We start from the raw sequence: 26,730 nt of genomic DNA, 5'->3' as shown, positions 1-26,730 counted from the left end.
ATTAAACATGAGTCGTAAAATCGAAATTACAGTAGGATTATTTATGGTGCTGGTCATTTGTTCAGTGCTATTTTTATGTTTTAGAGTAACCGATCCAACATCATTTGCTAGCCATAATTCCTATCGAGTTTATGCTGTATTTGATAATATTGGGGGATTAAAAGCACGTTCTCCTATCAAAATTGGTGGCGTTGTAATTGGTCGAGTAAGCAATATAACGCTAAAATCATCAGATCTTGATGTGTATAAACCCTATGTGACAATGGATATTGATGCGCAATACAATCAAATTCCAAGCTCAAGTTCTCTCTCAATTAAAACATCGGGTTTATTAGGCGAACAATTTATTGATATCAACTTTGGACTTGATAAAAATACTGAAATGGAGCTTGATTCATTAGATAGCGAAGGTACAAACAATAGTTTGCCAATAAATCAGCATGAACCAGCCTATTTTCACGACGGTTTTGTAATATATAACACTAAACCTGCTATGGTTATTGAAGACTTAATTGGTCAGTTCCTTTATAGTGCCGGGGGTTCGACTGATAAAGATAAAAAACAAGATACGCAAGATACAAACGAAAAGTAAGGAGTGACTATGTTAACCAAATTCAAACAAGCCGTTTTTTTAGTATTAGTTTTAATGTTTAGTGCTACAGCCTTTGCTGAAAACGATCCCTATAAAGAAATGCAAGTTTCTGCTGATAAGATTTTTAGCACCATGAATGCACAATCCGCAGCTTTAAAATCAAACCCTAACAAACTCAAAGAGATTGTAAGATCGGATCTATTACCTTATGTACAAGTCAAATATGCTGGCGCATTGATTCTAGGTAATTATTATAAAAGTGCAACAGAAGCACAACGTACAGCTTATTTTGCGGCTTTTGAAAACTATCTGGTACAAGCTTTCGCTCAAGCATTATCTATGTATAATGGTCAAACCTATCAAGTTGAATCGCCAAAAGATCTAACTGGCAAAACACTTATTTCTATTCGTGTTTTATTAAATCAACCGGATAAAAATCAACAACCATTGCGTATTGATTTTCAATGGCGTAAAAACTCTGTCACTGGCGAATGGAAAGCTTATGATTTAGTTGCTGAAGGTGTAAGCATGATCACCACAAAACAAAATGAATGGTCAACTATTTTACGTCAAAACGGTATTGATGCATTAACTAAGCAATTAACTGATCTTTCAAATCGCAATATTGATCCAAATGCTAAACAAAAAGGTTAGTCGATAATGTCGCGAATCAAAACAGAACAACTACAAGATATATTATGTTTACAGGGTGAACTTGATGTTCACTCTTTAAACGATTTATGGTCAACACAAAACACCATTTTAAACAGTGTCAAATACATTGATGTAGGGCAACTTACTCGAGTTGATTCTTCAGGGCTCGCGACGTTAATTTATTTTTGCAATAAATATGATGTAAAGCTCAAAGGTATTAATCCTCAGCTACAAACATTAATTACCTTGTATGATCTACAACCTGTGATCAATGTTTAAAAAGTTAGGTTTTATACTAAAACGCATAGTTACCTGAAACTTTTTAACAAAAATAACTTCCATAATTTACATTAATAATGAGTATGAGTAATGAATAAAGAAGAAATAATCAATAAATTAAAAAATTCGCTTGAGCTTGATGATGTACATGTTTTGACCGATGATGGTAGCCATTTTCAAGTTATTGCTGTCGGTGAATTATTTGCCGATTTAAGTCGCGTAAAAAAACAACAAGCAATTTATGCCCCTTTGGCAGAATTCATCCATGACAACCGTATCCATGCTCTTTCTATAAAAACTTATACCCCTACTGAATGGCAGCGCGAACGCAAATTGATGGGATTATAATGCTTCCCAAGCATGACATTCTCTTGAATTAACTGAATTTGCCACCATATTATGTTCTATCAATAGACAACCCATGTGTATAAAGGTATCGCTACATGACTAATCCATTATTAACAGATGCACCATTACCACTCTTTTCACAAATTAAGCCCGAGCATGTTTTGCCTGCTATACAAGAAACTTTAAAAAACTGCAGAAATACAATTGAAACAGTACTAAAACAAAATAGCCAATACACTTGGGATAACTTAATCCAACCAATTGATGAAATGGACGAAAAATTTGGTCGAGCTTGGTCGCCAGTTAGCCATCTTAATTCAGTTAAAAATAGCCCTGAATTACGTGAAGCTTATGAAGCTTGTCTGCCATTATTATCTGAATACAGCACATGGGTTGGACAACATAAACCTTTATATCAAGCCTATAAACAACTCAAAGAAAGCGAACAATATGCGACGTTAAGCAAAGCACAGAAAAAAGTTATTGATAATGCATTACGTGATTTTGAATTATCTGGAATTGGTTTACCTGATGATAAACAAAAACGCTATGGTGAAATTGTCGCAAAATTATCAGAATTATCCTCAAAATATAGCAATAATGTACTTGATGCGACCATGGGTTGGTCAAAACTAATTACTGATATCAAAGAACTCTCTGGCATGCCTGAAAGTGCACTTGCTGCTGCTCAAGAACAAGCCAAAATAAAAGGCGAAGAGGGTTGGTTACTGACTTTAGATATGCCAAGTTACCTTCCTGTTATGACTTATTGTGATAACCGTGATCTACGATTTGAACTTTATCAAGCCTATACTACTCGTGCATCAGATCAAGGCCCCCATGCTGGTAAGTGGGATAATACAGAGATCATCAAACAAATCTTAACACTACGTAATGAGCTTGCACAATTACTAGGCTTCAATACCTATGCAGATAAATCACTTGCAACAAAAATGGCTGAATCCACCTCGCAAGTCATCGAATTTTTAACCAATTTAGCAACTAAAGCTAAACCTCAAGGCGAAAAAGAGCTTGCTGAACTTAAACGTTATGCTTATGAGTTTTTTGGTGCTAGTGATATCAAGCCATGGGATGTGGCTTATTATAGTGAAAAACAAAAACAGTACTTGTACACCATTAACGATGAAGAGTTGCGTCCTTATTTTCCACAGCAAAGAGTAATTAGTGGTTTATTTGAGGTAGTACACCGCATCTTTGGTATTACAGCCAAAGAACGACAAGGCGTTGAAGTTTGGGATCCTGAAGTAAAATTTTATGATCTGTTTGCCGCTAACGGTGAATTAAAAGGTAGCTTCTATCTTGATTTATATGCACGCGAACACAAGCGTGGTGGCGCTTGGATGGATGATTGTATTGGCCGTATGCGTTTTGCTGACGGACATGTACAAAAACCGGTTGCCTATTTAACCTGTAACTTTAATCGCCCGGTTGGCGACAAACCAGCGCTATTTACGCACGATGAAGTCACCACCCTATTTCATGAGTTTGGTCATGGTTTGCACCACATGTTAACCGAAATTGATACTTCATCTGTCGCAGGTATTAATGGAGTACCTTGGGATGCCGTTGAATTACCTAGTCAATTCCTAGAAAACTGGTGTTGGCAACCTGAAGCGCTTGCATTTATATCAGGACATTATCAAACTGGCGAACCACTGCCCGCAGACATGTTAGAAAAGATGCTAGATGCTAAAAACTATCAAGCCGCGCTATTTATTTTACGCCAATTGGAATTTGGTCTTTTTGACTTTAAATTACATACACAAAAAGATCCAGATATTTTAAACACATTAGCCGAAGTAAGAAAGCAAGTCGCTGTTGTGCCTACTGTTGAATGGGGTCGATTCCCGCATGCATTTAGTCATATCTTTGCTGGTGGTTATGCTGCAGGTTATTACAGCTATTTATGGGCAGAAGTATTATCTGCTGATGCATTTTCACGTTTTGAAGAAGAAGGCATCTTCAACGCCAAAACGGGGAATGCATTTCTTGATAACATCTTGTCGCAAGGCGGTAGCGATGAACCAATGACACTATTTAAAAATTTCCGAGGCCGCGAACCTCAACTTGAAGCATTACTTCGTCATTATGGTATCCACTAGTCCTAACTTAGCTCAGCTAAAATTATTAGCTGAGCAGTGGTTATCGGCACATGCCGATTTACCGTTCACTCTGATTACCCAAAACAATCAACTTGAGTTACAAAAGACTGACGAAGCAAAATTAGGTTCGATATGTGTTAATTTCGTTTCAGGAGCAATGGCTCACCGTCGTCAATTTGGTGGTGGTCGTGGTGAAGCAATTGCTAAAGCAGTCGGGGTAAAAGGTGAGTATTTACCTACAGTTGTTGATACCACAGCTGGGCTTGGTCGAGATGCCTTTGTTTTAGCATCTATCGGTTGTCATGTCACTATGTTTGAGCGGCACCCTGTCGTTGCTGCATTATTAGAAGATGGTTTACAGCGTGCCTATCAAGATCCCCACATTGGTAGTTGGCTTGAGCAGCATTTACGTTTAATTTATCATTCAAGCATTGAGGGATTAAGTACTTACCCAGAAAAACCCGATGTGATTTATCTCGATCCCATGTTTCCACATCGTCAAAAAAGTGCACTTGTCAAAAAAGAGATGCGCATTTTTCAACAACTGGTTGGTAGTGATAATGATGCAGATAGCTTATTAGAGCCAGCAAGAAAATTAGCCCAAAAACGGGTTGTGGTCAAAAGACCCGATTATGCACCGTTTTTAGCTAATCAAAAACCAACGGCTGAAATAAAAACTAAAAATCACCGTTTTGATATATATACACCTTTAAAGTAATACAGGAACATGTTTTAAATTATGCGATTAGATAAATTTCTTGCTCATCACTTAGGCGCCAGTCGTACAATTGTCACCAAAGAACTCAAAGCGAAAAAAGTAACTGTTGATGGTGAGATTATAAAATCAGGCGCTTATCAATTATCGCCAAAACAGATTGTTCATTATGATGGTTATCAAATCGAACAAGTTACCAGCCAACGCTATTTCATGCTCAATAAGCCTCAAGGCTATGTTTGTTCAACCGATGATCCCGACCATCCCACTATTCTTTATTTTATTGATGAGCCGATGCCTGAAAAATTGCATGCAGCTGGCAGGCTTGATCTTGATACGACTGGGCTTGTATTGCTGACCGATGATGGTAAATGGTCACACCGAATTACCTCACCCAAGCATCATTGTGAAAAAGTCTATGCCGTCACGGTTGAACAACCATTAGACATTGAACTGATTGATATATTTAACAATGGCATTCAATTAAAAAGTGAGAAATCACTCACTAAACCCGCTAAATTACATATTATCGATGATTTTCACGCTGAATTAACCATTAGTGAAGGGCGATATCATCAAGTTAAACGCATGTTTGCTGCAGTCAATAATCATGTTGTTGCGTTGCATCGCATACAGATAGGCAAAGTAATCCTAGATATACCCGAAGGGGAATATCGCCCACTTACACAAGATGAAATTGACTCGTTTAATTGATAGGTATAATTTACTGAGATCTGAGCCACAACTTTCCATTTAGATAATTAAAGATTTTTTAAATAATTTTGTGTCATTTATGGTCACGCATTTTGTTATGCGTATTTTGAATACAATTTGAAGGAAGTACGACGTGCCATCCCAAAATACTTTAGTTAATCTTAAAATTTCTAAAAAAGCACTGATTTTTATTCTTGGATTACTCTCTATGCTAATGCCTTTATCCATAGATATGTATTTACCAAGTATGCCAACTATCGCTCGTGATTTTAATGTAGCTGATTCGGCTGTACAGTTAACCATTAGCTGCTATTTATTAGGATTTTCTGTTGGTCAACTTTTATTTGGACCGCTCACTGACAGTTATGGACGGCGTAACGTATTAATTTTTGGTCTAATTATTTTTATAGTTGCAGCGTTAAACTGTGGTATTGCGGCCAATATTAATCAATTAATCACTGCTCGATTTTTTCATGGCATTGCAGCGGCGGCAACAACAATCGTGATTAATGCGTTAATGAAAGATATTTATCGTGACCGTGATGAATTTTCTAAAATGATGTCATTTGTAATGCTGATATCCAATGTTGCACCGTTATTAGCACCAATTATTGGTGGTTTTATTTTATATTGGTTTAATTGGCAAGCCAATTTCTACACTATTAGCCTAATTGCTTTGACCTGTTTTATTCTAGTCATTACATTGATTCCTGAAACACTAGCCAAAGCAAAACGAGATAAATTCAGTTTAATGCGTATATTGAGTAATTTCATTACACTATTTCGCCATAGACAAGTATTAACTTATATGATGATAGGTGCGTTTTCAGGTGCGGGATTGTTTTCATTTTTAAGTTTAGGGCCTTTTGTTTATATGAATCTGCATGGTGTTGCATCAATTAATTTTGGTTACTACTTTGCGTTCAATATCATAGTGATGGTTTTCATGAATACATTAAATAGTCGATTTGTTAAACATGTTGGCGCTATAAAAATGATGCGGCTCGGTCTTTTGCTCCAATTTATTATGGCAATAGGGCTGATGCTCGTCACAGTATTTAATTTGGGATTTGCCTATCTTGTTGCTTGTGTTGCTGGTTATATTGGTTGTATGTCAACCATTGGAGGCAATAGCATGGCCGTCGTTTTAGATTTTTACCCGCATATTGCTGGCACGGCATCTTCTCTTGCCGGTACAATTCGATTCGCTGTCGCGGGTGCATTAGGAATATTATTATCAACATTGGTAGCAACGCATACCGCTACAACCATAACGATCGATAATACAACAGAGTGGTTAATGGTTGGCTCTATGGTGTTATGTAATTTTCTTTCTGTTAGCTTATTTTTGAGTGTCAAAAACAGCAAAAGGTGATCATTATGATTTATCAACTAGGCGATTTATATCCACAAATTCATCCAAATTGTTTTATTGCAAAATCTGCCGATATCATTGGTGATGTTGTATTACAAGAAGGCGTATCTATTTGGTTTAACGCTGTTTTACGGGGTGATATAGCCCCCATACGTATTGGCAAAAATAGTAACGTACAAGATAACACTACTATCCATATTGAAACTGATATTCCTTGCATTATCGGCGAAAATGTCACAATTGGACATAATGTAATCCTACATAGCTGCACAATTGCAGATAATGTATTAATTGGTATGGGTAGTACTATATTAAACAATGCCAAAATTGCAAAAAATTGTCTTGTTGGCGCCAACTCGCTAGTAACACACACTATACCTTATGAAGAAGGTTGTTTAATTATGGGATCGCCCGCTAAAATTATCCGTAAATTGACCGAGGCTGAAATTACTGCCAATATTACTAATGCGCAACGATATGTACAAAATGGTATCAGATTTAATTCAACCCTATTTCCCATAACAGAATAACCCAACAATAAATTGTGTTTTCGATGCTATTGCCTCTGTGAGCAGGCACAATTTATGATAAAATGCCAGCAATTTTATTAGCAATAGTTTTTAGGTACTTGTTTGAAAAAGCCCAAAATTACAAGAAAACAGATTATTAATCAATTTATTCTACTCATAATAATCGGTTTATCTGTTTGTTTATTTTTATCACAGTTCAGTTACGATCCGTCTGATCCTGGTTGGTCTCGTACGGCTTGGCACTCTCCGATTAGTAATTTTGGTGGTTATATTGGTGCATATGCCAGCGATATTCTTTTTCAATTTTTAGGTTTTATTGCTTATAGCTTACCTTTCATTGCTGTTTTTATCTGTTTACAATTAAGCGTTTATTTTTATAAACATGCGAATAATCCTATTAACTACTTTAGTCTTTCATTTCGGATTATTGGGATTTTAGCATTCATATTTAGTGCGACTGGATTTTTTGCTTTAAATATCCGCGATTCTGAACAGTTTGAAGCGGGGGGGTATCTTGGTGCGATAGTCATTGAAAGCCTTTTACCTATTATAAATAGTTTTGCTTTATCATTGATTCTTCTTGCAACTTGTTTAGCCTGTGTCACATTATTAACTGGATTATCATGGCTCAATCTAATTGAAAAATTAGGTGCTTTTGTCATGATTTTACTGTTACCTATTAGGTGGTTAATGAAACCTCGCATCACAAATAAACTTGCACAACCTGATTCAAAGCAAGAAAAACCAATAGTACCGTCCAATGAGGATACAAAAGAGCCTCAATTTACCATACCTTTTGATACCAAAGATGATAATCCCCATATCGTTCAAACATCAACCACTATCCCAAGCAATGACGCATCACAAGAGCAGTCATCAAATACTACCGAATCGACTGACAATGAAGAAATTTCAATCAAAACTACCGCTGAATTAATCGGGTCATCGCGCGAAGACGTTCAATTACCATCGTCAACCATAACCTCGCAAACAATTGACAATCCGCCAAGAAATGAACTTAATCCAGACGAAATTTTATCTCGCCTTGAATCGATTATTCAAAACATAAATGCGGACAAAGCCACACCAGATCAAGAACAAGCATTGTCTTCATCAATGGAGCAAATAAAACAGGTAATACAAACGCAAAAATCAGCAGAAAAATTATCATTTGGAGAGCCAGATAAATACACTATTTCTGATGCGCCAAGTAAACCCTTGTTTACTTTGGTACATAACGAGCCTGAAATTAAATTTACTCATGAACAAACATCCTTGGAACCAACTATAGATGTTGCAAAAATTGAAATAATTGAATCTAAGCAGTCATTTATCCAAGAGCCTGAGATTATTACAGATACAGAAAACCTAGCTAACATTGCAAACATAGCTGATACAGAAACTGAAACCGAAGTAAAAGTAGCAGATGTAGAACAGCTAGAATATATTGATACCGAAGCGCTAAAAAAGGCCAATCCAATCATTGACGATATCTACCCAGAAGAAGATCGCGTTGAAGATATTCAAAATTATTCCAATGAAAGCGACGAAGAAAGCTTAATTCATCCATTATTACGACGTAATGATAAACCATTACCTAAACCAACTACACCTTTGCCGTCGCTAAACTTGCTAACCGCGCCACCGACAGCGCGAATCGAAATCGATCATGTCGCTTTAAATGCCATGTCTGAACTAATTGAAAAAAGTTTGTCGGATTACCGGGTTAAAGCTAAAGTGGTTGATTATTTGCCGGGGCCAGTGATTACTCGTTTTGAAATTGAACTGGCACCAGGTATTAAAGCCGCACGAATTTCAACGCTAGACCGTGATTTAGCGCGTTCACTATCCATGCCATCAGTACGTGTGGTCGAAGTCATTCCAGGTAAGCCTTATGTTGGCATTGAATTACCCAATAAAAATCGCCAAACGGTCTATTTTAGAGAAGTCTTAGATAGTCCACAGTTTAAAGAAGCGCAATCACCACTAACGATAGTATTAGGGAAAGATATCGCTGGACAATCGGTGGTTGCTGATTTGGCAAAGATGCCACATCTATTAGTTGCCGGTACGACAGGTTCAGGTAAATCTGTCGGCGTTAATGCAATGATTTTAAGTATTTTGTATAAATCACAGCCTGAAGATGTCAGGTTTATTATGATTGACCCGAAAATGCTTGAGTTATCTATTTATGAAGGGATCCCACACTTATTAACCCAAGTAGTAACCGATATGAAAGATGCTGCCAATGCGCTTAATTGGTGTGTTAACGAAATGGAACGACGCTATCGACTCATGTCGGCGTTAGGGGTTCGTAATATTGCCGGTTATAACGAAAAAATCAAACTGGCAGAACAAATGGGCAGGCCTATTCCCGATCCACTTTGGAAACCAACAGACAGCATGGATCTTAACATGCCGACACTAGAAAAATTACCGTACATTGTGGTTATGGTTGATGAGTTTGCTGACCTTATTATGGCCGTTGGTAAAAAAGTAGAAGAGTTAATTGCACGGCTTGCTCAAAAAGCACGGGCGGCTGGTATTCACTTGGTATTAGCGACACAGCGCCCATCGGTTGATGTTATTACCGGCTTAATCAAAGCGAATATTCCAACACGCATTGCCTTTACAGTATCAAGTAAAATTGACTCGCGTACCATTTTAGATCAAATGGGCGCTGAATCACTACTTGGTATGGGGGATATGCTTTATTTAGCCCCTAATAGTTCTATTCCAATTCGCGTTCACGGTGCCTTTGTCCGTGATGAAGAAGTGCACGCCGTTGTACAAGATTGGAAAGCACGTGGCACACCAAAATATATCGAAAATGTCACTGTAGCAACCGACGAAAGTGAAAATGGTAACGCAGATATGTTAAGTGAAGAGCTCGATCCATTATTTGATCAAGTTGTCGCTTTTGTTGTTGAAACACGAAGAGCGTCAATTTCTAGCGTACAACGCAAATTTAGAATTGGCTATAACCGAGCTGCCCGCATTGTGGAACAGATGGAAGTAGAAGGCATTATTAGCGCCCCAAGCCACAACGGTAATCGGGAAGTACTTGCGGTATCAACGCATAGTGATTATTAATTATTGTCATAAACCAATCAATTTCAATCGCTAGATTGGTTTATGACACACTAGCATCACACAACATGATAATTATCATCCCCAATAGGTAATTAATAATAATGAACAATTATTATCAACAAATCGCATTATTAGAATTAAAACTCAATAATGAGCCCAATCAATGCTTACCTGCACAATTAGCAACCCAAGCATTAATTAAAGAAATTTGCCTATCACCTAAGCCGGGATTAGTTGACATGAATAACAGTGGTGCCCACCGTGACATGGATTTTCAAACCTTTGTCCACAGCATCAGTGCCATTAGCAACTGGTTTGAACGTTTTTATCAATATGGCAAAGCATCCGCTTTACACGATAACAAACTATTTTTAGCAGGAATCAGACCGATTGGTATTGAGTGTGAACAAGCCATGTTCCAAGCCACCAATCAAGTTAATACCCATAAAGGAGGGATATTTGCCTTTGGTTTACTGCTTGGCGCGATTGGCAAATTAGAACAAATAGGCTTACCAATCAACGCACAAAGTATTTGCGATACAGTTTCATCCATTTGCCAAGGCATTGTTCAAAGTGAACTAAAACAAAATAATCAAACCAATTCTGTAGGCGAAAGGCTATTTAAACGCCACAACCTTACTGGTGCAAGAGGAGAAGCAGAATCTGGCTACGCAACAGTTCGAAATATTTCACTACCTATCTATCAAGAAATGCAAAACAGTGGCTATGATGAAGAAACTTGCTTATTACAGGCGATGTTATATTTACTTGCTTTTAATCAAGATACTAATCTGGTTTCACGAGGTGGCCTTGATGGCTTGGCTTTTGTGCAAGAACAAGCGAAAAAACTCATCAAACAAGGTGGCATAATCAATCCCAAAGTACGGGAAAATTTGTATCAACTTGATACCGAATTAATAAAACGCAATTTAAGCCCCGGTGGTTCGGCCGATTTAATTGCGATCACTTGGTTTTTGTCTCAATATAATAAATAAGATAAACCAATAAAAAAATCGCCTTTATGGATATCGAAAAGTCATAAACATAATTAGAATTGAATAGTTAATGTAGCTATTCGACAAATCAGGGGCTTTGATATCAAGCCCCAATTTAATATTACCAAAGATGAATAACAATTATTGATTGATTAAATAGCTCACCTTATGAGCCTCAGTCGGTAATGGAACTTCCCATTTACTTAATAACCGCTGAATCGTTTTATTTGGCAAGGTAGTATCGCGTGCTGAATTACGACGATACAACTCCTTTTCAGGTTGCTCAAGATAAACAATTTCCACATCCGCATGATAAGCATAAAGCAAATCGAGTGCTTTTTGACGCATCTCCTGTGATAAGTGGGTCGCATTCCAAATAAAAGATTGCTTAGTTCTTAACCACTGTTTTACCTTTGCTAAAACAAATTGTATGACTAAGCCTTCATTTTCACCATGCTTTAGCTTTAATTCAGCTCTAGCATCATCATAAGAAGCAATCGGCCATGTTGGATAATGCTTATTTACCCAACTATTTTTACCGGATGCAGGTAAACCAGCCAGCATAATCACCTTAGATCCTACTTGGGGATATAACGCATAATCGGGTAATACATTACTACCTCGAAAATATTGAACCCGAGTATAATCATCAACAAATTGGCGAGGGTGATATAAACACCCCTCTTCAAGCGCCAATTGCTTAAAGAGTTCAACTTCATCAAGCGCTCGGCGTTTATCAGCACAAATACGACCTTCCATATCAGCTTTAGCTTGCAGACATAACATCCAAATAGGCAGTTGCCACGATAAGCGGTGAATTAAATATTCGGGTGATTTATTTCTTCCGCCATCACTTAAAGCAAAAAAAGGCACTTGATGTACACTAATGATTCGGCAGATTTGTTCCCGCAAATCAAATGGCACCCCCATTCGCCATAATAATATACGACTACGAATTTCGCCTTTTTTGGAATGCCTTGGTTGTGTGATTTTACCTGTCAACTCATCTATGACGGTGGTTTCTGGCTTCGCAATATCATGCAATAAAGCAGTCATAAATAATACAAACTGCTCATCTTCTGTTGCATTGGTAAACTCTTCTTGCGTTAATAATGCACGCACAACCATTTGCGTATGCACCCAAACATTCCCCTCACCATGATGCAAGGGATCTTGTGGCGTTATTATCAAACTATTCAACTCAGGAATACAGGTTAACCATGGGCTAAAATCATCAGTTGCCAACGTACTTGCTATTTGTTGTTTTAGTACTTGGTAATTCATAATTTACCTCCGTTTAGGCATCCATTATTCCAATTCACTGTTAATTGAGGTGTATATAACTCAACACCTTGAGCTAATTGGTTTGGAATAAAAGGCTGTTCACTATGATGTTGCCCTGCATCTAAAATCGCCTGAACAAAATCATGTCTCACCCATTTTAAGCGGTCAATGGTTTGTTCTTCCGATTCGATTTTAAGATATAACCCTTCCATCAAGTCAGAGTTATCACATTGTTGCCAAGCTTTGCTTAAGTCAAGCTTTTCACGCATCACGATTTGCTCAAAGCAAGTACGCCAATTAGCGGTTTTAGCCAAAGATGGTTTGACTAACGCCAATAAATCGCCCAATTTAGAAGGTGCAATCCCTGCAAATAACACAGGTACCGATAAAACAGGACCACCTGCTAATAATTGATGTCGCTTTAGGGTAGATAAAAAACAGTTTTGTTGTCTATCCCAAATATCAAACTCACAAAAATAGTGCGGTAAAGCATCATAAAAAATAGCATGTTTTTTGTGTAACCATTCACCATAAAGGATATAGCGATCTTCTAAACGCTCAAGTAACCAATATTCATGCACGCATGCCCAGTGCTTTAAAAGGTTAAATTGGCGTTCTCGTGAACCACCTATTAAGTAATGTCCTCGAGATTGAAGCAACAGCTCACCACTAGCTGAAAAACTAATAGCACAGTTTGCTCCATCAAGTTTTTCTTCAATAACGATATATTGACCAGCTAATTGCTTATAAGGACGTTGTCCATGTTCACTATCACCAACCTGTAGGCGTGAGCTTTCTAGGTGCGGTGTTCGTGGATATTTAATTAATTCTAAATTTTGAATATAAGATTCCATTGTCATAATGTTTTCTCCAAAAAAATAAGGGAAAACCGACAAGGCAAAAATCTATAGATTGAATTGCAACGAAGGGGGCTTAGATAATACTAAGCAAAAGACAATATGATAGAAGATACCAAGTCGGCATTAAGATAAAGTGTTAACTACAGGCATTTTGCCACCTCGCTATAATAAAAAATTCAGGTTAAAAAAACGGCGCTATTATCAACAGTTGCTCATGCTTTGTCAAGTTTAATTATAATAAATAATCATTTATGGAAATAATTAATTATAAATCAATTGTTTTTATAAAAATACAAATAAAATCAACACTCTAACTGACTATTTTTGCAACAACCCTTTACCAGCTCTGTGCTCATTCTAATGCCAGATTAATGACTATATCCACCTTTAGGTATTGTGAAAAATTGGAATGTTTTTCTATAAAACATTTTAGATATTTAATTGATTTTATTAAATTTTTATTAATTATTTTTTAATGAAATTAAATGCTTACAGTCCGTTTTTTTGGGGATTTTGTATTTAAGTAAAGACTATGGGGATACGGTTAAGTTTCGGACGTTTTAACCTTTGGGAAAATAAATAACTCTAGAGTCAACATCCGAAACATTACCGAACAAAATACCTTTAAAACTTACCCTTTTAATGCCAACCATGCCTATGCGTAGTCGGTCGGGAGCGTTTTTTGACTTTCAGTCATTAACGCAGTCATACCTGCTCAGCGTCCAACTGAGCGGAAGCTGGGTTCTTTGTTAGATTGCCTCTATTTGTACCAGAAGTGCCCCCGCGACCTAAGGATTAAGAAATAAACGCTAAAAGCTAAGGTGCGGTGCAAAGGCCATAGCCGCCGTCGTCGACATAGAAGCTGAGGACGTTGCCGTCGTACGAGTAGACAAGGAACTGCTGGCGGCCACCTGCTGCGTCACTCGTCCAGTAGTAGGCGTTGACGAAGCCCGCATCAGTGTAGGGGTACATGGTGCCCCACTCCGTGAAAAAGCCAGCGCCTATGTGACGCTTGTAATGATTATCAAAGAATGAGCAAGGTGTTGCACCTAAATTACTACAGTTTGAATTGGTTAAATCTCTTACCCGTGACATTCGATAACCCAAACTATTACACCATGCTAACTGGTCACTATAATTTTTCAATTGACCATCACGACGATTGACGAACCACTGCCTTAATACAAATCCATATTTTACTACCTCACCGCCATATATATCTCTACCCACTAACTCAAACTTCTGCGGTAACCTTGGTACAGTAATTCGTCTAGGATTCGGATTATCCCATTGATTGCTTGCCTCTGGACCTGTTAGCCTAACACGTGCTACAACTTGTCTCCTATCTTCATAAGAACGAATCCAAATATCATTAGCTACAACATTTGTCACTGTCGCGGTGATTCCCTCATGCGTGACAGGCTCCCATATCAATTGTTCTACATCTCCAGTTATGAGTAAATCAAAATATAAATTATGCGCACCTGTAGTTGGGAAATTGAGGTTGTATGATTCAGGATTGATTGATTGAACTAAGAAGCCTTTACTAGGATTCCATATGTCAACTGGTCCTTCATATTTGCGGTAACCCAAATATACATTCGGCCTTACATAATCAATAACTGCAACTACCGTTGAAGGTAAAATTATCGCATCACTACGATTATCCGCTCGAGCTATTTTACCATTCAATGCCTGTAAATTCGATGAAGATGACAATAATAACAATGCTAATACTAGCAAAGCTGTTTTAGGTGATTTGAGCGATAATTTCGAAGATATAAATAAGTTTTGTGTAAAAACTCGTCGAATAGGATTATTTGATAAATTTAAGACATAGGTTTGCCAGTGCTGGTGTCTGGTGTCTGGTGTCTAAAATGATAATGCATTATGGTTTACCCGTCAAGTAATATTTTGTTTTATTTATGTTTTTTATGATTATTCGCTTGTTTAATAAGCTTGTTGTACTATAGTGATAAAAGTATAACCGCTTAAAAAACATCTGGCTAGTTTTTAAGCGCATTTTTTTGTAAAGAAATGTGAAGATGGAAACGATTCAACTTTAAAGCGATGGTAATTTTTTAATTAAAATATGGTATTAAGTTTCGTGCCTTTTAACCTTTGGTGGAATTATTAATATCGGTGATAACGTTGAGCCAAACATCCCAGTTTGACGTGCTAACCTATCTCCGTTGCTGTCACATTCTGACGCCAGATTAATGACTGTATTGACTTTTGAATGTTGTGAAATATAGGTGTATTTTTATCTGCAAAATTGCCGAGATAGAAAATTGATTTTATTAAACTTTTTACTTAATGTTTTTTAATAAAATCAATTGTTTGTGGGGTAATTTTGGAGTTGTATGTTTTGATTAAAGGCTTTTTGATGCGGTTAGGTCTTTATACTCCTACTTTGGTTTGTTCCGGACAAACATAACCACACCAAATATTCATGTTTGACTTGCTCACTTGCCTAAGTTGTCAGCACTTGGTAAGGTATGGAAAAATATCATCGCAAAGCTACCCTATAACTACCTTATTTTACTAAAAAACAAAAAAATAAAATCAATGTTATACCCAATCTGTTTTTATAGAAAAAATATCAATCTCCATAACACCCAAAGGTTAATATAGCTTACTTTTTACGCGGAAAATCGACATCTCCCGCTAGGACTACATCCTTTAATTGTGCCCTTTCGCCAAGGATTAAAAACTAAAAATAAAAACTAAGGCGTGGTGCAAAACCCTGAGTAATGGTAACTTGGATTATAGCTGCCCACACCACCGCCCATTACCCCCACATAGAACTGAAGGTTTCCCGTTGTATCACTTGTCCAGTACCAGAGGGTGAAATCTATATCCGCGTAATCTAATATTTCACCCCACTCCGTTAAAAATCCAGCACCCATTTGACGCTGATAAAAATTATCACTAGCTGATGGTGTAGCCCCGACAGCATCTTGACAATAGTTACCAACGTTCACATCAGAACAAACTGCGTTAGTCAGGTCCTTGACCTGTGCGAGACGATAACCTAAACTACGACACCATGCTACTTGATTAGATGCGGTATCGCTTTTATCCCCTCGGTTGATGAACCACTTCCGTAATACAAATCCATATTTTACGACTGCATTACCATCACTATCTCTACCTACTAATTCAAATGTCTGTGGTAAATTGGGCTTGCTAATTCGACTAGGATTGACATTATCCTTTTGTGCTCTTGCTTCTGGACCAGTTAAAGTGACTCGTGTTACTACTTCTGGATAGTTAGGAATCCAATTATCGTTAGCTGTTGTCCTTGTTACTGTGGCGGTTATTCCCTCATGCGTGACGGGTTCCCAAGTCAATTGATTTGTATCAACGCCCCTTATGTCTAAATCAAAATATAAGCCATCAGCTCCCGTGGTCGGGAAGTTACTGCCGTATAATGTGGGATTGGTTGATTGCGGGATAAAACCTTTATCTGAATCCCATATGGAGTCAGCCCCTTTAAAGCCGCCTGTGCCATATCGTAGATTCGGCCTAGCATAGCAGACTGTAGGCGGTAAATTTGGATTGATGTAATACGTTACCGTGCCATAGTCAAAAATACTGTGACTTGGTACACCGTATTGCGTGCTTAAACGGCCCGGTATGTTGTTTAACTCCATTTTATAAGGCGCTTTGCAAATATCTAAAGCATCACTGCGGTTAATTTCTCGGTTATTTTTATCAGTAATCCTAATTGATAAACTACCTGTTGCGATGACCCCTTTTGTGCCCAATCCATCACCATCATCATCACCCCAATAGTGATAATGTGTTACTAAGTCACTTAACAATATGAAATTTGTTGATACTGGTATCATCATATCAATATCAGCAAGAGTATCTCCTGCATTGGGTAAGTTGATTGGGTTCGTGGGGGTTGAGGGATTGTTTGATGGTGTGATTTGAGTACCATCCGATAACCAGATACTAAGTAAATCTTCTGTTGTTGTCACTTTGGTTTTACCACTATCAAACGTAAAATACGGCGCTGTACCTTGAATTATATCGGTGGTTTTGGCGGACAATGCCTGTAAGTCCAATGAATATGGCAATAACAATAACGGTGCCAACTGCGCTATGAATTTTAATAATAATTTCGATGATAAACATGAGGTGAGTACGCCCCTCCGTCTAACTTGTTTATTTGGTAAATTTTGGACATAGGGCAGTTGGTGTTTAACCTGTCTCTCCATAACATTTCACCTATCAATTATTTCTCTGTTTTATTTATCTTTTTTACAATTACTCGCTTTTAAAATAAGCTAAATCAATTTTTCCTTTTTGTGAGTATAGCGTTTAAAAAAAAATTGACCATCATTTTGATTAAAAAAATTTACTAAGATTGCTTATGAACAACTTTGAAGAATGCTATTTTTTAGCAAACATCCGGAAATTATTGTTAAAAAAATTTCAAGTAACTATGCGTTTTAGGATAAAAATTATTTTGGATTCGTCTATTTTTAGCTAGTTAAGAAAACAATACTGCGATTCTATTTCACTTTTTTGAAAGTTCTAGTAATTTACATAGGCTATATTGGAGCGGGAAACGAGGTTCGAACTCGCGACCCCGACCTTGGCAAGGTCGTGCTCTACCAACTGAGCTATTCCCGCTTATTGAGGCACTTCGAAAGAAGTGGTGAGCATTATACAAAAATTTTTGTATCTAGCAACCATTTTTATTGTTATTTTTTATCTTTCCAACTAAGTGATTCAAAAACACCAAATAAAAACAAACGTAAGACTTTAAATTTGTCTTGTTGTTTTTCTTGATTTGTCATGGTTGAGTGTAACATCCACGCTTGTAAACCATGGATAACCGTAAACGCAATTAAACCGATATTAGCCACTACATTGGCAGGGTGTGGATAAGGATAGATAAGGTTAAATACTAAAAATAACCATACCAATGAATACAAGACTTTTCCTATAAATATGAACATTAATTGCCTTCTCGTATAAATAGATAACTGTGAACTTGTCCGGCCGTTTTTTCGCGATGTAAATGCCAGTGAGTTGGAATATAAGTTGTTAGATTATGATCTATTTCTGTTTCAATATAAATATAAGCTGACGGTTTTAGCCAGTTATTATTCTCAAGCTCGCTAACCGTTTTTGCCACCAATGCATGATGGAATGGCGGGTCGATAAATACAATATCAAATTGTTTTATAGCAGGCTTGTTTAGCCATTGTAGAGTATCGGTATGATAAATGTCGATTGTATCGCTAGCAATAAGCTGTTTGTTTTTGTTGAGTAGTTGCACAACTTGTTTATCTTTTTCAAGTAAGGTAACACTTTGGGCTCCTCTTGATGCTGCTTCAAAACCTAACGAACCACTTCCTGAAAAACAGTCTAAACAATTGCTATCGTGTATAACTGGCATTAACCAGTTATACAGAGTTTCTTTGATACGATCTGTGGTTGGGCGCAACCCTTGTTTGTCAAGTACCGACAATTTACGCCCACGCCATTTTCCACCAATAATTCTTATTGAACCATTCATCTCAAATCCTTATATCAGAATAGCTCAGAAGTATTACCTTCTGAATCTGTTACCTTTGTGCCCACTTCTTGAGTTGCATAAGTCGTTGGCTCGGTACCTTTTATAAAGTACTCTGACATAGTTCTAGAGCCAGATTGAGGTAATAACCCCGTTTTTTGATCAATAGTCACAGAAATCACATTTTCAGGTTTGACATCTTCTATTACCGGTACATCTTTTAGGGCAACTTTCATATAATCAACCCACACTGGATTTGCAGTTACCGCCCCTGCTTCGGCTCGGAAAGTTCGACCTAAATCACGACGGTGATCGTCAAATCCCATCCACACAGTTGTGACAATATTGCCACCAAATCCAGAAAACCAAACGTCTTTAGATGAGTTAGTAGTCCCTGTTTTTCCACCGACATCTTTTCTACCCAACGCTTTTACGCGCCATGCCGTACCCTGCCAATCTGAACCACCAAATACAATTGAACGAAGACCATCTTTCATAATAAATGCAATGCCACTATTTACTGTATGCGGTGCATATTTTGGGGTGACATCAATTGTTTTATTATCAATATTTATATCAGGTAACACGATATCATCATCAGATTTAAGGTTGGCTTGTTCAGGTTCTTCATTATCTGATTCATTTGATTCATTTTCAACATTATCAAGTGATACCGGTGTTGAGCCAACAATGACATCATCGTCAACACAATTGTGACAAGCAATCATCGGTTGATGTTGATAAATGGTACCAGTACCACTATTGTATTCTATCTTTTCAATTAAGTATGGTGTAATTAAATAACCTCCGTTAGTGATAACAGAATACGCTCTTGCCACTTGCAGGGGAGTAAACGAAGCCGAACCTAACGCTAACGATTCGTTATGTGAAATATTCTCTTTTGGGAATCCAAAACGTTCTAAATAATCTGCCGCATAATCTATACCAACGGCACGCAAAGCCCTTACCATCATTACATTTTTAGACATTCCTAACCCGATTCTTAAGCGTAGTGGTCCTGCATAGGTTGGTGGTGAGTTTTTAGGGCGCCATGTTGCACTCCCTGTAGAACGGACAATGGGTGCATCATTGAGCAGTGTTGCCATCGTTAAACCGTGTTCTAAGGTTGAAGTATAAATAAATGGTTTAATATTTGAACCTAATTGCCGCAGTGCTTGCGTTGCTCGGTTAAATTTACTCAAATTAAAATCATAACCGCCTACAATTGCTTTGATTGCCCCATTGTCTGAATCAAGTGATACCAGTGCGGCATTGACAGCTGGAATTTGTGCTAATTCCCAATTATCGCCCGTTTTTTTAACCCAAATAAGTTGTCCTGATTTAAGAGTATCAGATACTTTTTTAGGAAACGCACCTTGTCTTGTATCACTAATAAATGGACGAGCCCATTTCATGTTTGGGTATGTAATAGTAATACTGCTTTTATCAGATAATACCGCTGTTGCTTCTTTATCTGCTGAGGTCATAACAACAGCTGGACACATGCCGTTATAACACATATATTTATCAATGGTTTGCTTGATTTGCTCAAGATCCCATGGGGTTTCATTCGGTTGCCATAATACTTTTTCAGCGCCACGATAACCATGTCTGATATCATAATCAATAATATGTTTTTGCACCGTTTCTGTTGCAGCTATTTGATCTGTTTTCGAAATAGTTGTATAAACTTTATAGCCATCTGTATAGGCATTTTCGCCAAATTTATCGTACATAAATTGACGTGCCATTTCCGCTACATAAGGCGCTGAAAACTCGATTTGTGGTGAATGATAGCTGGCGCTAAGCGGCTTTTTAATCGCTTCATTATATTCAGCTTGAGTGATATAGGATTGATCTAACATACGTCCTAATACCCAATTACGTCTAGTTAATGCACGATCTGGATGAGAAATTGGATTGTAAGCTGATGGTGCATTTGGTAAACCGGCTAATAAAGCGGCTTCATCAATGGTTAACTGATCGGGAGTTTTACCAAAAAAAGTATAAGATGCAGCGGCAACGCCGTATGCTCTAGAACCGAAGTTAATCATGTTAAGATACAATGCCATGATTTCTTCTTTCGATAGTTCTTTTTCCATACGAATAGCCAAAATAATTTCTTTGGCTTTACGCGATATGCTTTTTTCAGGTGTTAAGAAAAAGTTCTTAGCGACTTGTTGAGTGATGGTACTACCACCTTGAGAAAATCCTTTATGTTTTAAACCGATATACATTGCCCGAACAATACCAATAGGGTCAATGCCAAAATGTTCATGAAAACGAGCATCTTCTGTTGCAATGACGGCATTAACAACCATTGGTGGAATTTCGTCATATTTCAATGGGGTTCGACGCCGTTCACCAAAAATAGCAATTAACTCACCATCTTTACTTAATACTTGCATTGGCGTCTGTAATCGAACATCTTTTAATGTAGTAACATCTGGTAGATCTTTAGAATAATGAGCATAACCAGCAATGCCAATAATTAAGCCACAAAGAAATAAACCAATGAGTAATTTTAGAAGAATTTTTAACACTCTAATTAATATCACAAATTTTTCCTATCTAAATTTTAAGGCAAAAATAATGGCTTCAGAGTTCTCTCTGCGCCAAATTTAGTTAACCTATCTTTTGGTAAGGACTTCACATAAACATTAAAGGAAAATGCTAATGATTGATCTCTTATCCATTAAATCACACCCAAATTGTGCGTATTATCTCCCATATTTAACTTTATTTTAAGCAATTTTTAACAAAATCATGAAATAATTATATTTTCACTAATTAGAGTAAGCATTATGTGGAGCATAAAACTCAGCATATCAAAGCTGCAATTACTAATTTCAACCCTTTTTTATTCCGTGCTCATGATGCTTTGTCTAGTCATGTTTGCTAACACATCCTTAAATTCTTATACCTTTATTATTATAATATTATTAATAATAGAATGGTGGCGTAGTATCTGTTATTTCAAAACCATTAAAAACGAATTTGCGCTATTTCACTATATCAATCAAATATATTGGTACAAACAACGCTGGTACTTAATGTATAAACCGCTGATATTTCGTTATGTTATTATCTTGAATTTAAAATCTCGACATGACGGTAAACGCTGTACGCTTTTGTTAATGGTTGATAATCTGCAACCTAATGACTGGCGAACATTACGTTTTTACTTAAAACAAATTGAATTCACTTAACGCAAACACCTACTTTCTTGAAAATTTTGCCAAAAAAGTGGTTAAACTAATGCGATTTTTTAATCCAATACTGATAGGGTTGGGATTCTATTTGCGATGACAGTAATTCGTGATCCATATGGCGGCAAAAGCTAGGGACATCGCGAGTTGTAGCAAAATCATCAGCAATGACATAAAGAACTTGCCCTATGGCAAGTTCTCGAATGGCTTTTCTTATTAGCATAATCGGTTCAGGGCAACGCAATCCAAGCGTATTGAGTTCTTTGTCGATAATTATATTCATTTTTAGATATATTTGATAATTATAAAAATAGTTTACTTAAGTAATGAGGCACGGCGTCTTGTGCATTTGAGCCAATTACCTCTAATTCGGGTAACAATTCCTTTAACTCTGAGCTACCGTTTTGCATTATACAGCCTTTACCAGCCACTTTTAGCATTTCGTAGTCATTCATGCCATCACCAAAAGCAATACTCTCTTTTAAACTGTAACCTAGTTTTTCAACCACTTTTTTTAATGCACTTCCTTTAGACACATTTTCGGCCATCACTTCTAGGCAATTTAAAGTAGAAAAAGCAACGCTAATTTTATTGCCAAATTTTGCATCAAGTCGATTTTTTAGCTGAACCAAATGTGGATAAAGTGCATTATCCGTGGTAGTAAAATAAATTTTAGCAATATCGTTAGTATCAAAATCAAGTGGATTAAATAATTGATAAGTAAACTGCGTGTCTCGATAAAATTCTAATGAATATGTATCTTCTTTATTAATTAACCACTCATCACCACGATATAAATGAGTATAAACTAAAGGATCTTCCATACTCATTTTAGCTATTTCGCTCGCAAGTGATGGTTCAATACTTTGGCTAAAAACTAAATGGCCTTGGCTATCATGTACTCTTGCGCCATTTGACGTTATCATAAAAGCATCAATTTCCATATTTTCTCGCATTTGAGCGACATCAATGTGGTGTCTACCAGTTGCAAAAACAAAATGGATGCCCTTGTTACGAAGCGCTTGAAGAACTTGTTTCGTGTAAGGCGATAAGCTATGTTCAGGAGTTAATAAAGTACCGTCTAAATCAGAAGCAACAACATGCATAATATTCTCTACTTTTATAATAAATGGTAATAATGACGACTAAAATAATATACTTTAAAACAAGCATTACTTATCAAAGCAAAGGCTAAAACAAGCTAAGATATGATACAACTCTGTTGACATTTACTCAACCAATTGTGGCGTAATAAAAATAACTAACTCACGTTTTTGTTGTTTTTTGCTGTTGTGTTTAAATAAATTTCCAATAATTGGCACGTTGCCTACACTAGGAACTTTTCGTTGACCGTTGGTGGTAACTTGTTGAAATATGCCTCCTAATACTACTGTTTCGCCATTTTTTATTTGAACTTGTGTTTTGATTTCTTGCGTATCAATTGCTAGCGCTTCACCACCATCGCTACGTTTTATTGAACGGCCAGCCGTATTTTGCGTAATGTGTAAATCTAAAATCATCTGATTATCAGATAATATTTTAGGTGTAACTTCTAATCCCAACACGGCGGGTTTAAACTCAATAGATGTGGCGCCATTACCACCACTCGCAACCTCGTAAGGGATTTCAGTACCTTGTTTTATCGAAGCCATATTTTGATTAGCTGTGAGTAAATTCGGGCTAGCAATAATTTCGAGCTGATTTTCAGATTCAAGCGCAGATAACTCTAAATTGAGTAAACTACCTGATAGTTTAGCCAAATTAAAACCAACGGTTGTAGTCGGATGACTAGTACCAAGCCCTATATCAAACTTATCTAATAATTGCGATGATTTTCCTGAATATCCCCATTTAATCCCCAACTCAGACATACTTTCATCACTCATGGTAACAATGTGCGCTGAAATATGCACTTGAGGCATAGGTTTATCAAGTGTTTTAACTAATCTTTCGATATGAGTAAATTGTTTAGGTAAATCGGTAATGATCAGTGAATTTGTCCGTTTATCAAGCGCAACTTTACCTCGTTCTGATAATAATCCTTGTTGTTGAATTGTTTCGATTAAGGTCGTGGGATCGGCATGATTAACAGCTATAGATACCGAATTAAGCGGTTGCTTTAGCTCTTTTTCTTTTTGTTCTAATTGTTGTTTATATAATAAAACTTCAGGATCTATCGCTTTAGAAACGAACAAAATATTATCGTCAATTTCCGCTTGTAAATTTGCTGAGTCTAATATGATCTTTAGCGCTTTGTGCCAATCAACATTGTTAAGCTTGATAGTTTGTTTTATTGACAAATCGTCTGACATAACTAAATTCATCTGCTGACTATCGGCTAATGCTTGTAAGATAATTGCAATATCCGTTTGATAAAATGTTATTGAGATATTTTTTTGCTGTTCGACATTTGAAGATTGATTTATATTTGCATAAGCAGCATTTATACCAATTGTTATGAATACAAAAACTATCGGGACAAACAAACTTATTTTGGCACTAATTAATCTGCCAATATTTTGATTGAGCCATTGATACGCTTGATTTGTGGAATTTTTATTATTCATTTAACGACATTGTCCATGACACAGTATTATGGCAATAATCAGGTAAATCGGCTTGCCACATAATTTTATCATTTAGTAAAGATTGCACAGACCAAGGAAACAAAACATTTGGCACTGTATTATCGGTTATTGCTAGCCACTGATTATCTGATGCTAACCAAATTTGCTGATACTGTTGATCAATTTGTTTCATAAGCCCCTTAAAATGCCAAACTTGAATTTGTTCAAGCAGTAACGCTGTCTGCTCACTACAAGAAACTGAATAATTTTGTTGAAAAGGATCTCGATCTAAAAGCATACTAGCCTTTAGCTCAAAACAGATAACACACAATAACCCGAGGTACTTATATATACAGCGCATCACTCTATGCCCTTTTTAAACAATAAAGTAAACATAATCTGTAACTGCTGTTCTTGTTTGCTGATTTTTAGATTTTGAAAATCAAGAAAATAAAAATCATTTGTCAATGATGAAATTAAATTAATAAAATCGCCAAATTGCCCCTCTAACTCGATATCCCAATTAACCATATTATCCGTTTGATAATGTTTAAAGGAACGTAATGCGAGATGATTTTTCTCGAAAACCTGTGCCAGCTCTTTTTCTGATATCACGCTGTATAAAGTATTTTTACTTGCCTGATAACGATTTACTTTTGCCTGTAACAACTTAGTTTCAGTAATTTTTTGTTCATATAATTTAGCCTTTAGCATAGCTTGTTGCTGGATATCTTTAATAAAAAGGAGATAAACGATAGCAAAAAACGCCAAACAACATAAAATACAAACCCCATATTGTTGCCAAATTGGACGATAAAAAAAATCACTGTTCATTAAGTTTTATTTCCATTTCAAAAAATAGATTATTTTTATTGGTTGTGATAGTTTTTACTTGGCTATGACTTATATTTTTTAGCATTGACAAACTTTGATTAAAATTAGTCAGCTCAACATAACTAAAACTTTGCCCCTCGATCCTTACTTTTTGTGATTCATAATAAAAAGATTCAAGCCAAATTACGGAAGGCAACTGCTTTGAAAGCAGTATTAAAGATTGCTGAATTTGTTTTTGGCTTAACGATGGATTTGGCAAATAATTAGATAATTCTTCGGTTAGCGCTTGTGCTATCTCTTGCTGGTGTAACAATTTTTTATCATAATTTTGTCGTTCATTTCGTGCTTGTATCCACAAATAACAAAGTACACAACTGATTATGCCAATAAAACCGACAATCGTACCGATCATTTGTCGTTGATGCTTAGTGTGTTTTTCTTGCCGCCAAGGTAAAAAGTTAACTTTAGTATTTTCAAATCGACAACCTGCAAATGTTAACAGTAGTGCATAATTTTTAAAAAGATTAACCCAATTTTCAATATAATGGCGTTCAACTATTATTACCGTAACTTGTTTTGTTTGCTCATTTAAAACAAAATCAAAAAACACACTTTTAGCTGGCAATTGAAATAATTTATAAATGTTTGCTTCAATATACAAAATCAATTCACTGACATTTAGCTTTACATCGGGCAAGGTTAGTTGTTGCACTTGAATCAAATTGCTATCCAAATTAAGCTCAAACTCAGCACGCCCAGAAATTTTTTTTCTTAACTCATCAATAAAAACATCAACATCACTGACATTTTGGTAATTGAATGTTATTAAAGCTTTGCTAGCTGTTAATGTGTGGTTTTGCTTAGCTGTACTTACTATCTTATAACGTAAAATTGTCGGTTCCACATACATAATGACGCGTTCTTTATTAAAGATCATGATGGAATATCTTCTTGTTTCTGATAACAACATCACTTCATCATAATCACCCTATTCTAAATAAAAATAGACAAAAGTTATTTTT

At 36.5% G+C, this 26,730-nt stretch carries 24 protein-coding genes, 1 tRNA gene and 2 pseudogenes; 13 read left to right on the top strand and 14 right to left on the bottom strand.

Going from position 1 to position 26,730, the window contains the following annotated elements; genetic code table 11:
• The first annotated feature begins 7 nt into the window (after positions 1-7).
• The 12 genes and pseudogenes from mlaD (at position 8) to citG (ending at position 11,418) form a co-directional block, all read left to right on the top strand.
• A complete protein-coding gene (gene mlaD / locus GYY69_RS00440; protein WP_174795906.1) occupies positions 8-592 on the top strand; it encodes an outer membrane lipid asymmetry maintenance protein MlaD in 585 nt (194 codons plus the stop codon).
• A gap of 9 nt (positions 593-601) precedes the next feature.
• Complete coding sequence (gene mlaC / locus GYY69_RS00435; protein ID WP_174795905.1) at positions 602-1,246, top strand: phospholipid-binding protein MlaC; 645 nt, start codon at positions 602-604, stop codon at positions 1,244-1,246.
• 6 nt (positions 1,247-1,252) lie between these two features.
• A complete protein-coding gene (locus tag GYY69_RS00430) occupies positions 1,253-1,525 on the top strand; it encodes an STAS domain-containing protein (RefSeq protein WP_174795904.1) in 273 nt (90 codons plus the stop codon).
• Positions 1,526-1,615: 90 nt separating this feature from the next.
• A complete protein-coding gene (gene ibaG / locus GYY69_RS00425) occupies positions 1,616-1,873 on the top strand; it encodes a BolA family iron metabolism protein IbaG (RefSeq protein ID WP_174795903.1) in 258 nt (85 codons plus the stop codon).
• 95 nt (positions 1,874-1,968) lie between these two features.
• Positions 1,969-3,996, top strand: coding sequence for an oligopeptidase A (gene prlC, locus GYY69_RS00420; RefSeq protein ID WP_174795902.1), 2,028 nt, complete (start codon positions 1,969-1,971; stop codon positions 3,994-3,996).
• Positions 3,983-4,714, top strand: a complete 732-nt coding sequence (locus GYY69_RS00415; RefSeq protein WP_174795901.1) for a class I SAM-dependent methyltransferase — start codon at positions 3,983-3,985, stop codon at positions 4,712-4,714. Before prlC ends, GYY69_RS00415 begins: the two co-directional genes overlap by 14 nt.
• A gap of 21 nt (positions 4,715-4,735) precedes the next feature.
• Entirely contained in the window at positions 4,736-5,425 is a 690-nt protein-coding gene (gene rsuA / locus GYY69_RS00410) for a 16S rRNA pseudouridine(516) synthase RsuA (RefSeq protein ID WP_174795900.1), read from the top strand.
• Between the two features lie 133 nt (positions 5,426-5,558).
• Positions 5,559-6,800, top strand: a complete 1,242-nt coding sequence (locus GYY69_RS00405; protein ID WP_202984910.1) for a Bcr/CflA family multidrug efflux MFS transporter — start codon at positions 5,559-5,561, stop codon at positions 6,798-6,800.
• Positions 6,801-6,805: 5 nt separating this feature from the next.
• Positions 6,806-7,330, top strand: coding sequence for a gamma carbonic anhydrase family protein (locus tag GYY69_RS00400; RefSeq protein ID WP_174795899.1), 525 nt, complete (start codon positions 6,806-6,808; stop codon positions 7,328-7,330).
• A gap of 102 nt (positions 7,331-7,432) precedes the next feature.
• Positions 7,433-7,969, top strand: a pseudogene (locus GYY69_RS12725) (DNA translocase FtsK 4TM domain-containing protein); the annotation flags it as partial.
• Positions 7,970-8,878: 909 nt separating this feature from the next.
• Positions 8,879-10,423 (top strand): annotated as a pseudogene (locus GYY69_RS12720) (DNA translocase FtsK); the annotation flags it as partial.
• A gap of 101 nt (positions 10,424-10,524) precedes the next feature.
• Positions 10,525-11,418, top strand: coding sequence for a triphosphoribosyl-dephospho-CoA synthase CitG (gene citG, locus GYY69_RS00390; protein WP_174795897.1), 894 nt, complete (start codon positions 10,525-10,527; stop codon positions 11,416-11,418).
• A 141-nt stretch (positions 11,419-11,559) separates the two neighbouring features.
• Here citG and GYY69_RS00385 read toward each other — a convergent pair whose 3' ends face one another.
• The 8 genes from GYY69_RS00385 to GYY69_RS00350 all read right to left on the bottom strand — a co-directional run bounded on the left by GYY69_RS00385 (position 11,560) and on the right by GYY69_RS00350 (position 21,647).
• Complete coding sequence (locus GYY69_RS00385) at positions 11,560-12,702, bottom strand: AAA family ATPase (protein ID WP_174795896.1); 1,143 nt, start codon at positions 12,700-12,702, stop codon at positions 11,560-11,562.
• On the bottom strand, positions 12,699-13,562 hold the full coding sequence (locus GYY69_RS00380; RefSeq protein WP_174795895.1) for an RNA ligase family protein: 864 nt from the start codon (positions 13,560-13,562) through the stop codon (positions 12,699-12,701). The genes GYY69_RS00385 and GYY69_RS00380 overlap by 4 nt, the downstream gene beginning before the upstream one ends.
• Positions 13,563-14,378: 816 nt before the next feature.
• Complete coding sequence (locus GYY69_RS00375; RefSeq protein ID WP_174795894.1) at positions 14,379-15,281, bottom strand: hypothetical protein; 903 nt, start codon at positions 15,279-15,281, stop codon at positions 14,379-14,381.
• A 1,007-nt stretch (positions 15,282-16,288) separates the two neighbouring features.
• On the bottom strand, positions 16,289-17,791 hold the full coding sequence (locus GYY69_RS00370; protein ID WP_174795893.1) for a hypothetical protein: 1,503 nt from the start codon (positions 17,789-17,791) through the stop codon (positions 16,289-16,291).
• A 342-nt stretch (positions 17,792-18,133) separates the two neighbouring features.
• Positions 18,134-18,209 (bottom strand) — tRNA-Gly (locus GYY69_RS00365).
• A 71-nt stretch (positions 18,210-18,280) separates the two neighbouring features.
• Entirely contained in the window at positions 18,281-18,538 is a 258-nt protein-coding gene (locus GYY69_RS00360; RefSeq protein ID WP_174795892.1) for a DUF1145 domain-containing protein, read from the bottom strand.
• The gene (gene rsmD / locus GYY69_RS00355; protein ID WP_174795891.1) at positions 18,538-19,101 is read right to left on the bottom strand and encodes a 16S rRNA (guanine(966)-N(2))-methyltransferase RsmD; all 564 of its coding nucleotides are present in this window, start codon (positions 19,099-19,101) and stop codon (positions 18,538-18,540) included. Before rsmD ends, GYY69_RS00360 begins: the two co-directional genes overlap by 1 nt.
• Positions 19,102-19,115: 14 nt before the next feature.
• Positions 19,116-21,647, bottom strand: a complete 2,532-nt coding sequence (locus GYY69_RS00350) for a PBP1A family penicillin-binding protein (RefSeq protein WP_446718867.1) — start codon at positions 21,645-21,647, stop codon at positions 19,116-19,118.
• Positions 21,648-21,902: 255 nt separating this feature from the next.
• Between GYY69_RS00350 and GYY69_RS12990 the strand changes: the two genes are divergently transcribed.
• The gene (locus tag GYY69_RS12990) at positions 21,903-22,307 is read left to right on the top strand and encodes a protein YgfX (protein ID WP_174795890.1); all 405 of its coding nucleotides are present in this window, start codon (positions 21,903-21,905) and stop codon (positions 22,305-22,307) included.
• 46 nt (positions 22,308-22,353) lie between these two features.
• On the opposite strand, the gene tusA is transcribed toward GYY69_RS12990, so the two are convergent.
• The 6 genes from tusA to GYY69_RS00315 form a co-directional block, all read right to left on the bottom strand.
• Positions 22,354-22,590, bottom strand: a complete 237-nt coding sequence (tusA, locus tag GYY69_RS00340) for a sulfurtransferase TusA (RefSeq protein ID WP_174795889.1) — start codon at positions 22,588-22,590, stop codon at positions 22,354-22,356.
• A gap of 19 nt (positions 22,591-22,609) precedes the next feature.
• Complete coding sequence (locus GYY69_RS00335; RefSeq protein WP_065638731.1) at positions 22,610-23,416, bottom strand: Cof-type HAD-IIB family hydrolase; 807 nt, start codon at positions 23,414-23,416, stop codon at positions 22,610-22,612.
• Positions 23,417-23,536: 120 nt separating this feature from the next.
• A complete protein-coding gene (locus GYY69_RS00330; protein WP_174795888.1) occupies positions 23,537-24,874 on the bottom strand; it encodes a secretin N-terminal domain-containing protein in 1,338 nt (445 codons plus the stop codon).
• Positions 24,867-25,172, bottom strand: coding sequence for a hypothetical protein (locus tag GYY69_RS00325; protein WP_174795887.1), 306 nt, complete (start codon positions 25,170-25,172; stop codon positions 24,867-24,869). Before GYY69_RS00325 ends, GYY69_RS00330 begins: the two co-directional genes overlap by 8 nt.
• A 62-nt stretch (positions 25,173-25,234) precedes the next feature.
• On the bottom strand, positions 25,235-25,708 hold the full coding sequence (locus GYY69_RS00320) for a hypothetical protein (protein ID WP_174795886.1): 474 nt from the start codon (positions 25,706-25,708) through the stop codon (positions 25,235-25,237).
• Entirely contained in the window at positions 25,698-26,645 is a 948-nt protein-coding gene (locus GYY69_RS00315; RefSeq protein ID WP_174795885.1) for a PilN domain-containing protein, read from the bottom strand. Before GYY69_RS00315 ends, GYY69_RS00320 begins: the two co-directional genes overlap by 11 nt.
• Between the last annotated feature and the right edge of the window lie 85 nt (positions 26,646-26,730).

The organism is Gilliamella sp. ESL0250, from assembly GCF_013345045.1.
GTDB classification, from domain to species: domain Bacteria; phylum Pseudomonadota; class Gammaproteobacteria; order Enterobacterales; family Orbaceae; genus Gilliamella; species Gilliamella apicola_H.
The sequence above is the reverse complement of the archived record's forward strand: the minus strand, read 5'-3'. Positions and strand labels throughout refer to the sequence as shown.